Source organism: Pseudomonas sp. LB1P83, from assembly GCF_054897885.1.
The window spans coordinates 5903372-5919170 of the sequence record NZ_CM142709.1 but is presented as its reverse complement, the minus strand read 5'-3'; the positions used below and the strand labels follow the sequence as shown (position 1 = coordinate 5919170).

The window sequence follows — 15799 nt, the reverse complement described above, 5'->3', positions numbered from 1 at the left end:
CCGGGCCAGGAATACAAGAATTAGAATCGAGAGGAGTGAAGCAATGAACAAGTCGACTTTGGCCTTGGCCGTGGCTGTAGGGGTTTTGGCGCAGCAGGCAGGCGCCGCCGGTTTCATCGAAGACAGCAAGGCTTCCGTTAGTTCGCGTACCTATTATTTCGACGCCGACAACCGTGAAGGTGCCAAGACTCCTGCTAACCGGCAGCGAGAAACTGCTGAGGGTCTGAAGTTCGATTACCGGTCGGGCTTCACTCAAGGTGTCGTAGGTTTCGGTTTCGACGCCCAGGCAATGGTCGGTATCCATCTGGACGGTGGCAAGGGCCATCACCCGGACAATAACTCCTTCAATCCTAGCGATTCCGATGGTTCGGCAGAGAGTTCATGGAGCCGTGTGGCGGGCAACGTCAAGGCACGACTCTCGAAGACAGAGGCCCACTACGGTGGCGCTCTGCAACCAAACATGCCGATCCTGATTGCGAACGACAGCCGCGTGCTGCCACAGACCTTTGAAGGTGGCACCATCACCTCGAAGGAAATCGACAACTTCACCTTTAACGTAGGTCAGTTGGAGCACGCGACAGGTCGGGCATCCTCCAACAGCACTGGCCTGGCCGTGGCGGGTGGCACAGAGGACAGTAACCAGTTCCGCTACGCCGGTGCAGACTGGGCGGTCACCAAAGAGCTGACGCTGCAGTACTACTACGCGAACCTGGAAAACTACTACAAGCAGAACTTCCTCGGCCTGGTGCACGTCTACCCGATCGCTCCCAACCAGTCGTTCAAGACCGATCTTCGTTACTTCGACAGCAGCTCCGACGGCAAGAACGGCGACGCCGGCTACCAGTTCAACAACAACAGCGGCTACGCCAAGGAAAGGGGCGTGGTCGATAACAAGACCTGGAGCGCCACATTCACCTATACCCTGGGTGGCAGCGCGTTTCTGCTCGGGCATCAGCGTGTCAGCGATGACGGCGGCTTCGTTTTCCTGAACCAGGGCAACGTGGTTGACGGTAGAGGGCGAAACGAAGGTGCTGGCGGCGCCAGCTTCTACTCGTTCACCGACGCCACGGTCGGCAGCTTTATCCGTGCCGGTGAAAATACCTCGTATGGCCAGTATTCCTATGACTTCGCTTCGTTGGGTGTGCCAGGCTTGAAAGCTTCGGCTGCTTACTTATATGGCCAGGACATCAAGGCCACCAACGGTGTGGGTAAGGACCTGAACGAGCGGGAAACCGACCTGCGTGTGGATTACGTGATTCAAACGGGTCCGCTTAAAGGGTTTGGCACGACGCTGCGTCACGGTATGTATCGCGGCAACACCAGCACCCTTGATCAGGATCAGACCCGTCTGATCTTCAACTACACCTACAGCTTCCTGTAACAAGCTTCGCAAAAGAGCCTCGCCGTTTGGCGAGGTTTTTTTTGCATTTCTTTTCATATTCCAATTAGGCATTACTTAGTAATTTATTATTCTTTTTTGTTTTTAAAATAAACCCCTAAAGTGCATTCCGCCGGGGCCGATACCTAGTGTCCCGCAGCGATTAAAATGCCGTTTTTTATTCCTGTACGGCATGAAAAAGAATGAAATAAATGTATTTACGTTTACCATGCCGGCCCATTCGCCGCGCTCAGACCCTTGACTTAGATGCATCAGTTGAGTGGTGCGCGGATTGCGGTTGGCGGTATCCGCACATTTCAGGATCCAGAGCATTCGACTCAGGACCGAAAAAATTAGAAACGATAGGAGCGAAACAAATGAACAAGTCCACCTTGGCCCTGGCTGTGGCCGTAGGGGTTTTGGCGCAGCAGGCAAGCGCCGCCGGTTTTATCGAAGACAGCAAGGCCACTCTGGGTCTGCGTAACTTCTACATCAACACCGATAACCGTGATGGTCCGGGCGCGAACAAGAACGAAGAATGGGGCCAAGGCTTCGATCTGCGCTTCATCTCCGGTTATACCCAAGGCACTGTCGGTTTCGGTATCGATGCGATCGGCCTGCTGGGCGTGCGTCTGGATTCGGGCGGTGGTACCAACGGTGCCAGCAATAACTCGTACGGCGGCACTGTTTTCCCAAGCAAATCCAACGGCGAAGCAGTTGATAACTTCTCCAGCCTGGGCCTGACTGCAAAAGCCAAGATCTCCCAGACTGAGCTGAAACTGGGCACGTTGCAGCCAAAAAACCCGGTTATCGTGACCAACGACGGTCGTCTGCTGCCACAAACCTGGCAGGGGGGGCAGATCACTTCCGGCGAGATCAAGGACCTGACTCTGGTCGGCGGTCAGATCGAAGCCGTGAAAGGGCGTAACTCCAGCAACAATGAACAGCTGAGCATCGGCGGTGCCAACGCTCGTACCGCCAGCGGTCGCGACAGCAACAAGTTCATCTATGCCGGTGGTGACTACAAAATCACTAAAGACCTGACCGCGCAGTATTACTACGGCAACCTGGAAGACTTCTACAAGCAACACTTCCTGGGTCTGGTGCACAACTGGGCAATCGGCCCGGGCGTGTTGAAGTCTGACTTGCGCTACTTCAACAGCTCTGATGACGGCGCTAACGGGCACGACCCGCTGTACTACAGCTCCGGCAACTACAGCAGCACCTCCAATGGTAAAGGCAAGGTCGACAACAACCTGTACAGCGGCCTGTTCCTGTACTCCGTTGCCGGTCACACCTTTGGTGGTGGTTATCAGGTCAGCAACGGCAGCAGCGACTTCCCTTGGCTGAACCAGGGCGATGGCTCGTCGAACTACACCATCACCGACATGCAAATCCAGAAGTTCGGCCGTGCCGGCGAACGTACCTGGCAAGCTCGCTACTCGTTCGACTTCGCCAAAGTCGGCGTGCCTGGCTTGACCGCCGGTATGGTTTATCTGCGTGGCGACGATATCGACACCAACCGCACCTCTACTGCTGCAGCCGGTAACAACAGCACCGAGTGGGAACGCGACCTGACTGTCGGTTACGTCGTACCAGAAGGCCCGCTGAAAAACGTTGGCTTCATGTGGAAGAACGCTACCTGGCGCACCAACATCCCGGGCGTTCGCTCCCAGGATGAAAACCGCCTGATCCTCAGCTACTCGATCCCGCTGTTGTAATAGCGTGTGGGAGCGAGCCTGCTCGCGAAAACGGTGTGTCATTCAGCACATTTGTGACTGACACGGCGCCTTCGCGAGCAGGCTCGCTCCCACAGTGGCTAATCGATGTAAAAAAAGCCCCGCCCGGCATCTCGCCGGGCGGGGCTTTTGCGTTTTCAAGGCGAGGTCACCCCCGTAATCCCGCCTTGAAATTTTCCCTCTTTGCAGCAACTCAAGGCCTTCTCGAACCTTGTGGGCGATGTTGGTCGGGATGCGCACGAAGGTCCAGTGAACAGATTTTTAATATTCACTTATGATCTAAACAAATCGATATTTATTCTTTTTAATCCACAAGGAACGCAGGCACAGTTGAGCTCAACCAGCACTCACCAGGAGCAGCACCATGAGCCTCAGACTGGGCGATATCGCCCCCGACTTCGAACAGGATTCCAGCGCCGGCACCATCCGTTTCCACGAATGGCTGGGCGATAGCTGGGGCGTGCTGTTTTCCCATCCGGCGGACTTCACGCCGGTGTGCACCACCGAACTGGGCTTCACCGCCAGGCTCAAGGATGAATTTGCCAATCGCGGTGTGAAAGCCATCGCCCTGTCCGTGGACCCGGTGGACTCGCACCACAAGTGGATCGAGGACATCAATGAAACCCAGAACGCAGTCGTCAACTTCCCGATTCTGGCGGATGCCGATCGCAAGGTCTCGGACCTCTACGACCTGATCCACCCGAACGCCAATGACACCCTGACCGTGCGCTCGCTGTTCGTGATCGACCCGAACAAAAAGGTTCGGCTGACCATCACCTACCCGGCGAGTACCGGTCGCAATTTCCACGAGATCCTGCGGGTGATCGATTCACTGCAACTCACCGACAACTACAAGGTGGCCACTCCGGCCAACTGGCAGGACGGTGATGAAGTGGTGATCGTGCCGTCGCTCAAGGACGAAGACGAAATCAAGAAACGCTTTCCCAAGGGCTATCGCGCGGTGAAGCCGTACCTGCGCCTGACGCCGCAGCCCAACAGGTAAGTCTTCAGCAAATGGGGTGCGGCTGATGCCGCCTTCGCTGGCTTGGTCTGGGCGGCATTCCGACGATGACGGCCTGACAGCCACCGCAGAATTCAGATTGAACACTATCCATAAAGCAGGGGATTTCGGGCCGTTTCTACGGCCCGTTTTTTTGCCTGGACAAAGCCGTCTCGCATAGATCTACAACGCATAACCAAATGAATAAATATGATTTATGGATATAACAATCACCTGTTAAGGTCATTTCCATCAAAGCGAGATCGCAAACCGCGAATCGCCAACGTCGTTCAAGGAATCGTCTGAATGCTGGTCGTCTCACTCGGTGGCAGTCCCAGCCAACGCTCCCGTTCCGGGGTGCTGCTGGAGCGCTCTCAACGCTGGTTGCAGGAGCAAGGTGTGGAAGTGGTGAGTTACCAGGTACGGGACTTCCCGGCCGAAGACTTGCTGCACGCACGCTTCGACAGCCCGAAGGTAATCGACCTGCTGCAACAGATTGAAAACGCCGACGGCCTGCTGATCGCCACCCCGGTTTACAAGGCGTCGTTTTCCGGCGCGCTGAAAACCGTGCTGGACCTGCTGCCCGAGCGTGCGTTGGACCACAAAGTGGTTTTGCCCATGGCCACCGGCGGCAGCATCGCCCACATGCTGGCGGTGGATTACGCGCTCAAGCCGGTGCTGTCGGCGTTGAAAGCCCAGGAAATGCTCCATGGGATTTTCGCGGTAGACAGTCAGATCGCTTACGGCGAAGGCAGCGCCCAGGCGCAGTTGGCGCCGGAGCTGGAACAACGATTGAACGAGTCGCTGGAGCTGTTTTTCAGCGCCATGGCGCGACGGCCCAAGCCGCTCGATCCGAACCTGTTGAATGAACGTTTGTTGAGTGCTCGCTGGAGCATTTAAGCCTTACTGATATTGATGTACTGGCCTTACTCGCCCGCTAACGGGCAAGCAGGTGCAGCCAAAACCCAACCGCAAAAAAGGAGAGCGCCATGCGCACTGTCATTTTGCGTCGTGGTCTGGTCGCTCTGTTTGCAGCGGCTGTAACCTTCGGCGCCATTACTCAAGCTCAAGCCGAGACTCTGCGAATCGGTTATCAAAAGTACGGCACCCTGGTGCTGCTCAAAGCCAAGGGCACTTTGGAAAAACGCCTCGCCGCCCAAGGCGTGGACGTGCAATGGACTGAGTTCCCCGGCGGCCCGCAGCTGCTCGAAGGCCTGAACGTCGGCTCCATCGACTTCGGCGTCACCGGCGAAACCCCGCCAGTATTCGCTCAAGCGGCCGGCGCCGATCTGCTCTACGTCGCCTACGAACCGCCAGCGCCACACAGCGAAGCGATCCTGGTGCCGAAGGACTCGACCATCAAATCGGTCGCGGACCTCAAGGGCAAGAAAGTCGTGCTCAACAAAGGCTCCAACGTCCACTACTTGCTGGTCCGCGCGCTGGAAGACGCCGGCCTCAAATACACCGACATCCAGACCGTTTTCCTGCCGCCAGCCGATGCCCGCGCCGCGTTCGAACGTGGCAGCGTCGATGCCTGGGTGATCTGGGACCCGTACCAGGCCGCCGCCGAACAGCAACTGCAAGCGCGCACCCTGCGCGATGGCCAGGGCATCGTCGACAACCATCAGTTCTACCTCGCGACCAAGCCTTACGCACAGAAAAATCCTGAGGTGATCAAGACCCTCGTGGAAGAAGTGCGCGCTGTCGGTGAATGGTCCAAGGCTAATCCGGAAGACGTGACCAAACAGGTGTCGCCACTGCTCGGCCTGCCAGCGGACATCACCCTGACCTCGGTGAAACGCCAGGGCTACGGCGCGCTGTTCCTCACGCCTGAAGTGGTCGCCGCCCAACAGAAAATCGCCGACAGCTTCTACCAGCTCAAGCTGATCCCGAAACAGTTGAGCATCAAAGACGTGATCTGGACGCCACCGGCAGCCGTTGCCAAAGCGCAGTAATTCGATTCCCCAAGGAGACCACTCCATGAGCCTCAATATTTTCTGGTTCCTGCCTACCCACGGCGACGGCCATTACCTTGGCACTGCCGAAGGCGCTCGCGCCGTCGACCACGGTTACTTGCAGCAAATCGCCCAAGCGGCGGATCGCCTGGGCTTCGGCGGGGTATTGATTCCTACCGGCCGCTCGTGCGAAGACTCGTGGCTGGTGGCGGCGTCGCTGATACCGGTGACCCAGCGCTTGAAATTCCTAGTCGCGCTGCGCCCCGGGATCATTTCCCCGACGGTGGCCGCGCGTCAGGCCGCGACACTGGATCGCCTGTCCGGCGGCCGTGCGCTGTTCAACCTGGTGACCGGCGGTGATCCGGAAGAATTGGCCGGCGACGGTTTGTTCCTGACTCACGAAGAACGCTATCAAGCCTCAGTGGAGTTCACCCGCATCTGGCGTCGCGTGCTGGAAGGCGAAACCGTTGACTACGACGGTCAGCACATCAGCGTGAAAGGCGCCAAGTTGCTCTATCCGCCGATCCAGCAACCGCGTCCGCCGCTGTACTTCGGTGGCTCGTCGGAAGCGGCGCAAGACCTCGCGGCCGAGCAAGTGGAAATGGTCCTGACCTGGGGCGAACCACCGGCAGCCGTTGCCGAGAAGATTGAACAAGTACGCGCCAAAGCCGCAAAGCTGGGTCGCACCGTGCGCTTCGGCATTCGCTTGCATGTGATCGTCCGCGAAACCAACGCCGAAGCCTGGCAAGCGGCGGATCGGCTGATCTCCCATCTGGACGACGAAACCATTGCGCGAGCCCAGGCTTCTCTGGCGCGTTTCGATTCGGTGGGCCAGCAACGCATGGCCGCGCTGCATGGCGGCAGCCGTGACAACCTGGAAGTCAGCCCCAACCTGTGGGCCGGTGTCGGCCTGGTGCGTGGCGGTGCCGGTACGGCGCTAGTGGGCGATGGTCCAACCGTGGCTGCCCGCGTGAAGGAATACGCGGACCTGGGCATCGACACCTTCATCTTCTCCGGTTATCCACACCTGGAAGAGTCTTACCGGGTCGCCGAGTTGCTGTTCCCGCACCTCGACATCGAACGTCCGCAACTGCCCCAAGGCGCCAACTACGTCAGCCCGTTCGGTGAGATGGTCGCCAACGACATTCTTCCCAAAGCTGCGTCGCAGAGCTGAGGCGCGCCATGAAGAAAATTATCCACAGCCTCGCGCCCTGGGCGTTGCCGGTGTTGCTGCTGGCGGTGTGGCAGTTGTCAGTGTCGGCGGGCTGGTTGTCGACCCGGATTCTGCCGGCGCCGATCGCCGTCATCGAGGCCGGCGTGAGCCTGGTGCGCAGCGGTGAAATCTGGACTCACCTGGCGATCAGCGGCTGGCGTGCTGCGCTGGGTTTCACCATCGGTGGCGGCATCGGTCTGGTTCTGGGCTTCATCACCGGCCTGTCGAAATGGGGCGAACGCCTGCTCGACAGTTCGGTGCAGATGATCCGCAACGTACCGCATCTGGCGCTGATTCCACTGGTGATCCTGTGGTTCGGCATCGATGAGTCGGCGAAGATTTTCCTGGTGGCGTTGGGCACGTTGTTCCCGATCTACCTGAATACCTATCACGGCATCCGCAACGTTGATCCGGCGTTGGTGGAAATGTCGCGCAGTTATGGCTTGTCCGGTTTCAGCCTGTTTCGTCAGGTAATTCTTCCAGGTGCGTTGCCTTCGATTCTGGTCGGCGTGCGTTTCGCATTGGGCTTCATGTGGTTGACGCTGATCGTGGCGGAAACCATTTCCGCGAGCTCCGGCATCGGCTACCTGGCCATGAATGCCCGGGAGTTTTTGCAGACTGACGTAGTGGTGCTGGCGATCCTTATGTACGCCGTACTCGGCAAACTCGCCGACCTCGCGGCCCGTGGACTTGAACGTGTGTGGCTGCGCTGGCATCCGGCGTATCAGGTTGCCAAAGGAGGTGCCGCATGACCGCTCAACAACCTCCACGCCTGCTGCGCGGGATTCCGCTGGTGGTGCGCAAGCTGCAAAAGACCTTCGGTTCGCGGCTAGTGTTGCGCGAAATCGATCTGCACATTCCGGCCGGACAGTTTGTCGCCGTGGTCGGTCGCAGTGGTTGTGGCAAAAGTACCTTGTTGCGGTTGCTCGCCGGTCTCGACAAACCCACGGGTGGTGAATTGCTCGCCGGCTCCGCGCCGCTGAGCGATGCCCGGGAAGACACCCGATTGATGTTCCAGGAAGCCCGTTTGCTGCCGTGGAAAAAGGTCATCGACAACGTCGGTCTCGGGCTCAAGGGCAACTGGCGGCCGCAAGCGCTGGAAGCGTTGGAGTCGGTCGGGCTGGCAGATCGCGCCAATGAGTGGCCAGCGGCGCTGTCCGGTGGCCAGAAGCAACGGGTGGCCCTGGCTCGCGCGCTGATCCACAAACCCCGCTTGCTACTCCTGGACGAACCCCTGGGTGCGCTGGACGCCCTGACCCGAATTGAAATGCAGCAACTGATCGAACGGCTCTGGCAGAAGCACGGCTTCACCGTGTTGCTGGTGACCCACGACGTCAGCGAAGCGGTGGCGATTGCCGATCGGGTGATCCTGATCGAAGAAGGCGAAGTCGGCCTCGACCTGCACGTTGAGCTGCCACGTCCTCGGGTTCGCGGCTCCCATCGGCTGGCGGCGTTGGAAACCGAAGTCCTCAATCGCGTACTCGCACTGCCCGGCCAACCGCCGGAACCAGAACCTGTTTCACCCTTGCCTACGCAGTTGCGTTGGGCTCAATAGACGCAGCGGCAAGTTGCAAGCTGCAAGCGGCAAGAAGAGGCAGAGCGCTTTTACTTGCAGCTTGAGGCTCGCCGCTTGCAGCTCATTTCGACCCTAGGAGAAATCGTATGACTATCAAAGCCATCAACGTTCGCAACCAGTTCAAAGGCTCGATCAAGGAAATCGTATTGGGCGACGTGCTCTCGGAAATCGACGTGCAGACCGCTTCCGGCATCGTTACTTCGGTGATTACCACCCGCTCGGTGAAAGAGCTGGAACTGGTAGTCGGCAGCGAAGTGATCGCGTTTGTGAAATCCACCGAGGTGTCGATCGCCAAGTTGTAAAGGCGTGCATTGCGAACAACCCCGGAGGGTTTTAGCCCTTCGGGGTTTTTTATGCGCATGCACTCAGGGCTCTGGCGCGCAGCGCCAACCCGCGGCGGGGGCGTAGGTGCCGAGTGACAACAGCAAGCGCGGCTCGCTGAACAGCTCGCGGGCGTTCGGATCAATGTCGACTGGCAATAGTGGCTGGCCGGTCTGTAGGGGCAGGGTGGAATAGTCGATCTGCCACGGGGTTTGCCCAGCGTGGTGGCGACCAAAGGATAGCTCGCAGGCGAGCTGTTTCTGCGCGGTTGCCGCATCAATCTGTTCACGCAAATGACCACCGGGTTCCAGCGCGACGGCCCGGCTGGCGGCGAACAGAAAGTAGTCGCCAGCCAGCACCAGGCACGCAACACGTGTTGGATCATCGACTGCCTGCAACCACTGACCACGGCAGGTGCCGCGAGAGTCGGGCAGTCGCTCCCAGATCTCGTAGTAGTCATCGTCCAGGGCGGTTTCGATCAAGCGCTCGCTGGATTCAAAGTGCATGCGCCCGATATCTGCCTCTGCGCTGGCGGGCTGATAGTCGAGTTTGCGATGCCACTGGCAAATGTCACCTTCGACTTCGGTCACGCCAGCAAAGCCTTTTTGCTCGCTTAAGGTCAGCAGGTCAGCGTGATCCAGTTGTTCCAGAGGCGCGGCGGGGAACGCGGCAGGCGGGATGCGCAGGTCGGCAAACAAGTGCGGGGTTTGCAGCCAGTACACCGCCGTTTCGCTGTCGGCGCGCCCGGACTGGAATTTAATCAGGCGTCGTTGCCATACGCCAAGGTAGTTGTCTGGTACGTGCGCCATGGAGACCTCGTTGGGTTACGCGTTACGCTTCGGCAGGTACGGCGGCAAATACAGCCCCAGATACGCATCAAACACCCGCATCCCTTCCTCCGCCATGCGCGGCGTGATCTGCCCATGTTGCTGCACCGAACGCGCATACACCCGATCCCCCAACTCCATTGCCAGCGCAAACACATCGACATCAGTCGGCAATTTCGGCAACTCGAAGTGATGATCGAACAGTTTGTGCATCAGGAAGCCAAGTTCAATGTCGTGCTGACGGTCGGCCTGAGTGACTTCGGTCAATCCGTGCTGAGCGAGGATCAGTTGCCGGGCGGCGGCGTCTTCGTCGTAGATATCGAGCATGCGTTGTTCAACCAGTCGCGACAGGTCGCGCCAGCCGCTGAGGGCGTTGTGATCGATGGGCGCTTGCAGGCAGGCGCGGAATGCGGCGTGGACGTCCGCCGTCAGGGCTTCGAGCAGGGCCGGAACGCTGGCGAAGAAGTGGTAGACGGAGGAGGGCGGGATCTCTGCGCGTTCGGCGACGCTGTAGATCGACAGACTGGCCACGCCCTCGGCGGCCAGCAGCGTGCGGGCGGCATCGAGTATCGAATCGATCCGGGCCTGGCTGCGGGCGCGGGGTTTGCGAACGGTGGCGGTGCGGGTCATCGGAGTCTCCTGCGGGGCAGCGGGCATTGTACGAGCAGGCATCTATGTTGTCTGCCAGGACGCTTTCGCGGGCAAGCCTCGCTCCTACGGGTCTGTGGCGTGCTCACTTTTTGCGGACGACACAGGCCCGTAGGAGCGAGGCTTGCCCGCGAACCGCCGCAGGCGGCCATAAAAAAAACGCCGCAAGCTATGAGGCCTGCGGCGTTTGTTTTTACTGCAACCGCTTACACGGTATGCAGGTACCAGTTGTACTCAAGGTCAGAGATGGAGTGTTCAAACTCTTCCAGCTCGCTTTCCTTACAGGCCACGAAGATATCGATGTATTTCGGATCGATGTACTTGGCCATGACTTCGCTGTCGTCCAGCTCGCGCAATGCATCGCGCAGGTTGTTCGGCAGGCTTTGCTCGTTCTGCTCGTAGGAGTTGCCTTCCACGGGAGCGCCGGGTTCGATCTTGTTGGTCAGGCCGTGGTGCACGCCTGCCAGAACCGATGCCATCAACAGATACGGGTTCGCATCGGCGCCGGCCACACGGTGTTCGATGCGCACGGCATCGGAGGAACCGGTCGGTACGCGGATCGCCACGGTACGGTTGTCCAGGCCCCAGCACGGCGAGTTCGGCACGTAGAACTGTGCACCGAAACGACGGTAGGAGTTGACGTTCGGGCAGAGGAAAGCCATCTGCGCCGGTAGGGTCTCGAGCACACCGCCGATCGCGTGACGCAGTGCGGCGTTCTGCTCGGGATCCTCGCTGGCAAAAATATTTTTGCCTTCTTTATCAAGAATCGAAATGTGTACGTGCAGACCGTTGCCCGCCTGGCCCGGGTAAGGCTTGGCCATGAAGGTGGTGTCCATCTCATGGTCGTAGGCGATGTTCTTGATCAGACGCTTGAGCAGGACCGCGTAGTCGCAGGCCTTGATCGGGTCGGCCACGTGGTGCAGGTTCACTTCGAACTGCGCCGGGGCACTTTCCTTGACGATTGCGTCGGCAGGGATGCCTTGCTCTTTCGCACCTTCCAGAATGTCCTGGAGGCAGTCGACGTATTCATCGAGGTCGTCGATCAGGTAGACCTGTGTCGAGTGCGGGCGTTTGCCGGACACTGGCGAGCGTGGCGGTTGTGGACGACCGTTCACGTTCTCCTGGTCGATCAGGTAGAACTCCAGTTCGAACGCGGCGCAGATGGTCAGGCCCATGTCGTCGAACTTGCGCACCACATTAGCCAGCACTTCTCGCGGGTCGGCAAAGAACGGCTGGCCTTCAAGTTCGTGCATGGTCATTAACAGTTGCGCGGTAGGGCGCTTCTGCCAGGGTTCATTGCACAGGGTGTCAGGGATTGGATAGCAGATTCGGTCAGCATCGCCGATGTCCAGGCCCAGGCCGGTGCTTTCCACCGTCGAGCCATTGATATCCAGAGCAAATAGAGAGGCCGGCAGGTTGATGCCTTTCTCGTAAACCTTGTGGAGGCTGGTGCGTTCAATGCGCTTGCCGCGCACCACACCATTCATATCCGCAATCAGAAGGTCAACGTACAGAACCTCAGGATGTTCCTTAAGGAACGCGTTCGCTTCGTTAAGCTGAACGGCACGCGGGGGTACCGACATGATGCAACACCTTTGTTGTTAAAAATATCAATCATTGATCTCTTCGGGTTTCAGTCAACCCGAACGGCCTGCCGAAGTCAAGCGAGGCCTTTTTTGCCCTAAAAAAGCGCTCGTAGGGCTTTTTTGAGGCAGTTTGGGGCGTTTTTATGCCTTTGAGCGCTTTAGCGCCCGCGGGCTTGAGCGGGCCGTGTTGTATTTTTTACGGGGGTGTTGTGTAAAAAAATGAACAAGGCTAAGCTCGATTCAAACCCATAACAGCAATAATACCGGGGTGCTTCATGTCTCGCCTGCCGTTAATCGGCGTCGCCATCTGCTCAAGGCAGATCGGTCTGCATGCTTATCACATCAGTGGCGATCGTTGCGTTCATGCCAAGGCAAGCGTTGCCAATGGCGTGCCGTCGACTCTTCCTTCCCCGGCGAATCTGCTGGCACCGTCCGATATTCTGGACGGTCTGCACGACATTCTCTTTACTGGCTCTCTCTTCAATATAGAACTGTTTCACCCTGACAGCCCGACCAACGCGTCGGGTTCTGCTCATCATTCTGCACGCGCAACTACGCCCTCGCTGACCCACGCCATTACCCGTGCGGGTACTTGCGCGCGGCCATTGCAGTGGCAATCTGTATCACGCGACGCCGATGCGTCAAACAACGCCTGACTTATAAGAGTCAGGAAACTCAGCCTAAGAGGCATTTATGAGTCACAACCTCGACCAGCTCACCGATTGGTTGAAAGACCACAAGATCACAGAAGTCGAATGCATGATCGCCGACTTGACCGGGATCACCCGGGGCAAGATTTCGCCGACCAACAAGTTCATTGCCGAAAAAGGCATGCGCCTGCCCGAGAGCGTTCTGTTGCAGACCGTGACCGGCGACTATGTCGAAGACGACATCTATTACGAACTGCTCGACCCGGCCGACATCGACATGATCTGCCGCCCCGACCAGAACGCGGTTTACGTCGTGCCGTGGTCCATCGAGCCGACCGCTCAGGTGATCCACGACACCTACGACAAGCAAGGCAACCCGATCGAGCTGTCGCCGCGCAACGTGCTCAAGAAAGTGCTGAAACTCTATGCCGACAAGGGCTGGCAGCCGATCGTGGCGCCGGAAATGGAGTTCTACCTGACCAAGCGCAGCGACGACCCGGACTATCCGTTGCAACCGCCGATCGGCCGTTCCGGGCGCCCGGAAACCGGTCGTCAGTCGTTTTCCATTGAAGCGGCGAACGAATTCGATCCGCTGTTCGAGGACGTCTACGACTGGTGCGAATTGCAGGAGCTGGACCTCGATACGTTGATCCACGAGGACGGCACGGCGCAGATGGAAATCAATTTCCGTCACGGCGATGCCCTGTCCCTGGCCGACCAGATCCTGATCTTCAAGCGCACCATGCGTGAAGCCGCGCTCAAGCACGACGTGGCGGCCACCTTCATGGCCAAGCCCATGACCGGCGAGCCGGGCAGCGCAATGCACTTGCACCAAAGCATCATCTGCATGGAAACCGGCAAGAACGTCTTCTCCAATGAAGACGGGACCATGAGTCAGTTGTTCCTGAACCACATCGGTGGCCTGCAGAAACTGATCCCCGAACTGTTGCCGCTGTTCGCCCCGAACGTCAATTCGTTCCGCCGCTTCCTGCCGGACACCTCGGCGCCGGTGAACGTGGAGTGGGGCGAAGAGAACCGCACCGTGGGCCTGCGGGTTCCGGATGCCGGGCCGCAAAACCGTCGGGTGGAAAACCGCCTGCCGGGCGCCGACGCCAACCCGTACCTGGCGATTGCCGCGAGCCTGCTCTGCGGTTACATCGGCATGGTCGAAGGCTTGAACCCGAGTGCGCCAGTAGTGGGTCGAGGCTATGAACGCCGCAACCTGCGCCTGCCGCTGACCATCGAAGACGCGCTGGAGCGTATGGAAAACAGCGCGACCGTCGAGAAATACCTGGGCAAGAAATTCATCACTGGCTACGTCGCGGTCAAGCGGGCCGAGCATGAAAACTTCAAGCGCGTGATCAGTTCGTGGGAGCGGGAATTCCTGCTCTTCGCCGTCTGATGCGCCGGGCGCGACTGCACTTGGTCGCGCCCTTCACTGAAATCTTAGGAGAATTCGCATGACCAGCAACAACCCGCAAACCCGTGAATGGCAAGCCCTGAGCAACGATCACCACTTGGCCCCGTTCAGCGACTTCAAGCAGCTGAAAGAGAAAGGCCCGCGGATCATCACCAACGCCAAGGGCGTTTACCTTTGGGACAGCGAAGGCAACAAGATCCTCGACGGCATGGCCGGCCTGTGGTGCGTAGCGATCGGCTACGGTCGCGATGAACTGGCCGATGCTGCCAGCAAACAGATGCGCGAACTGCCTTACTACAACCTGTTCTTCCAGACCGCTCACCCGCCGGTGCTGGAACTGGCCAAGGCCATCGCCGACATCGCGCCAGAAGGCATGAACCACGTGTTCTTCACCGGTTCCGGTTCCGAAGGCAACGACACCATGCTGCGGATGGTCCGCCACTATTGGGCGATCAAGGGCCAGCCGAAGAAGAAAGTCATCATCAGCCGCAAGAATGGCTATCACGGTTCCACCGTGGCCGGCGCGAGCCTGGGTGGCATGACCTACATGCACGAACAAGGCGACTTGCCGATCCCGGGCATCGTCCACATCGCCCAGCCGTACTGGTTTGCTGAAGGCGGTGACATGACACCGGAAGAGTTCGGTGTGTGGGCGGCCAATCAGCTGGAAGAAAAGATCCTGGAGATCGGCGTGGACAACGTCGGTGCCTTTATTGCCGAGCCGATCCAGGGCGCCGGCGGTGTGATCATTCCGCCAGACACCTACTGGCCGCGCATCAAGGAAATCCTCGCCAAGTACGACATCCTGTTCGTGGCGGACGAAGTGATCTGTGGTTTCGGCCGCACCGGTGAGTGGTTCGGTACCGATTTCTACGACCTCAAACCCGACATGATGACCATTGCCAAAGGCCTGACCTCCGGCTACATCCCGATGGGTGGCCTGATCGTGCGTGACGAAGTGGTCGCAGTACTCAACGAAGGTGGCGATTTCAACCACGGCTTCACCTATTCCGGGCACCCGGTGGCCGCTGCGGTGGCACTGGAAAACATCCGCATCCTGCGCGAAGAAAAAATTATCGAGCGCGTTCATGCAGAAACGGCACCCTATTTGCAAAAGCGTCTACGGGAACTAAACGATCACCCGTTGGTGGGGGAAGTGCGCGGTGTGGGTCTGTTGGGGGCCATTGAACTGGTTCAGGACAAGGCCACTCGCAAGCGTTACGAAGGCAAGGGCGTCGGCATGATCTGCCGCACGTTCTGCTTCGACAACGGCCTGATCATGCGCGCCGTGGGGGACACCATGATCATCGCTCCGCCACTGGTGATTACCAAGGCTGAAATCGATGAGCTGGTGACCAAGGCACGCAAGTGTCTGGACCTGACCCTGAGTGCGTTGCAGGGCTAAGTGCTAGGCTCTGGGCGGGGCTCATGAAACTTTCGCTCAGAGCAGTTCTAAAGGGTGGCCTTTCCTTGAAAGACCGCCTCG

Annotated in this window: 14 protein-coding genes and 1 pseudogene; 12 read left to right on the top strand and 3 right to left on the bottom strand. The window is 58.7% G+C overall.

The features are described 5' to 3' along the window. The first annotated feature begins 43 nt into the window (after positions 1 to 43). The 9 genes from ACYZTY_RS27225 (at position 44) to ACYZTY_RS27185 (ending at position 9163) form a co-directional block, all read left to right on the top strand. Positions 44 to 1381: an OprD family outer membrane porin gene (locus ACYZTY_RS27225; protein WP_461956209.1), complete on the top strand. Its 1338-nt coding sequence runs from the start codon at positions 44 to 46 to the stop codon at positions 1379 to 1381. Between the two features lie 374 nt (positions 1382 to 1755). Continuing rightward, a complete protein-coding gene (locus tag ACYZTY_RS27220; RefSeq protein WP_461956208.1) occupies positions 1756 to 3099 on the top strand; it encodes an OprD family porin in 1344 nt (447 codons plus the stop codon). Between the two features lie 382 nt (positions 3100 to 3481). Then, positions 3482 to 4120 (top strand): peroxiredoxin, encoded by a 639-nt coding sequence (locus ACYZTY_RS27215; RefSeq protein WP_461956207.1) that lies wholly within the window; start codon positions 3482 to 3484, stop codon positions 4118 to 4120. Between the two features lie 303 nt (positions 4121 to 4423). Then, on the top strand, positions 4424 to 5017 hold the full coding sequence (gene ssuE / locus ACYZTY_RS27210; RefSeq protein WP_403107610.1) for an NADPH-dependent FMN reductase: 594 nt from the start codon (positions 4424 to 4426) through the stop codon (positions 5015 to 5017). Positions 5018 to 5106: 89 nt separating this feature from the next. Continuing rightward, positions 5107 to 6072, top strand: a complete 966-nt coding sequence (locus tag ACYZTY_RS27205) for a sulfonate ABC transporter substrate-binding protein (RefSeq protein ID WP_461956206.1) — start codon at positions 5107 to 5109, stop codon at positions 6070 to 6072. 25 nt (positions 6073 to 6097) lie between these two features. After that, positions 6098 to 7246 (top strand): FMNH2-dependent alkanesulfonate monooxygenase, encoded by a 1149-nt coding sequence (ssuD, locus tag ACYZTY_RS27200; protein ID WP_461956205.1) that lies wholly within the window; start codon positions 6098 to 6100, stop codon positions 7244 to 7246. Positions 7247 to 7254: 8 nt separating this feature from the next. Continuing rightward, a complete protein-coding gene (gene ssuC, locus ACYZTY_RS27195) occupies positions 7255 to 8037 on the top strand; it encodes an aliphatic sulfonate ABC transporter permease SsuC (RefSeq protein WP_461956204.1) in 783 nt (260 codons plus the stop codon). Further along, positions 8034 to 8840 carry an aliphatic sulfonates ABC transporter ATP-binding protein gene (gene ssuB / locus ACYZTY_RS27190; protein ID WP_461956203.1) on the top strand — a complete coding sequence of 269 codons (807 nt, stop codon included), beginning with the start codon at positions 8034 to 8036 and terminating at the stop codon, positions 8838 to 8840. The genes ssuC and ssuB overlap by 4 nt, the downstream gene beginning before the upstream one ends. A 107-nt stretch (positions 8841 to 8947) precedes the next feature. Next, the gene (locus ACYZTY_RS27185) at positions 8948 to 9163 is read left to right on the top strand and encodes a TOBE domain-containing protein (RefSeq protein WP_003229256.1); all 216 of its coding nucleotides are present in this window, start codon (positions 8948 to 8950) and stop codon (positions 9161 to 9163) included. Between the two features lie 63 nt (positions 9164 to 9226). Here the strand turns inward: ACYZTY_RS27185 and ACYZTY_RS27180 are convergent, their stop codons facing one another. The 3 genes from ACYZTY_RS27180 to ACYZTY_RS27170 form a co-directional block, all read right to left on the bottom strand. Continuing rightward, on the bottom strand, positions 9227 to 9991 hold the full coding sequence (locus tag ACYZTY_RS27180) for a hypothetical protein (protein WP_461956202.1): 765 nt from the start codon (positions 9989 to 9991) through the stop codon (positions 9227 to 9229). Positions 9992 to 10006: 15 nt separating this feature from the next. Continuing rightward, positions 10007 to 10639 (bottom strand): TetR/AcrR family transcriptional regulator, encoded by a 633-nt coding sequence (locus ACYZTY_RS27175; RefSeq protein WP_461956201.1) that lies wholly within the window; start codon positions 10637 to 10639, stop codon positions 10007 to 10009. Between the two features lie 224 nt (positions 10640 to 10863). Then, entirely contained in the window at positions 10864 to 12240 is a 1377-nt protein-coding gene (locus ACYZTY_RS27170; RefSeq protein WP_131061044.1) for a glutamine synthetase family protein, read from the bottom strand. A gap of 278 nt (positions 12241 to 12518) precedes the next feature. Here ACYZTY_RS27170 and ACYZTY_RS27165 point away from each other — a divergent pair. The 3 genes and pseudogenes from ACYZTY_RS27165 to ACYZTY_RS27155 form a co-directional block, all read left to right on the top strand. After that, a pseudogene (locus ACYZTY_RS27165) lies at positions 12519 to 12833 on the top strand (gamma-glutamyl-gamma-aminobutyrate hydrolase family protein); the annotation flags it as partial. Between the two features lie 103 nt (positions 12834 to 12936). Further along, positions 12937 to 14295: a glutamine synthetase family protein gene (locus tag ACYZTY_RS27160; protein WP_461956200.1), complete on the top strand. Its 1359-nt coding sequence runs from the start codon at positions 12937 to 12939 to the stop codon at positions 14293 to 14295. Positions 14296 to 14353: 58 nt separating this feature from the next. Beyond that, positions 14354 to 15718 carry an aspartate aminotransferase family protein gene (locus ACYZTY_RS27155; protein ID WP_461956199.1) on the top strand — a complete coding sequence of 455 codons (1365 nt, stop codon included), beginning with the start codon at positions 14354 to 14356 and terminating at the stop codon, positions 15716 to 15718. Positions 15719 to 15799: the final 81 nt, after the last annotated feature.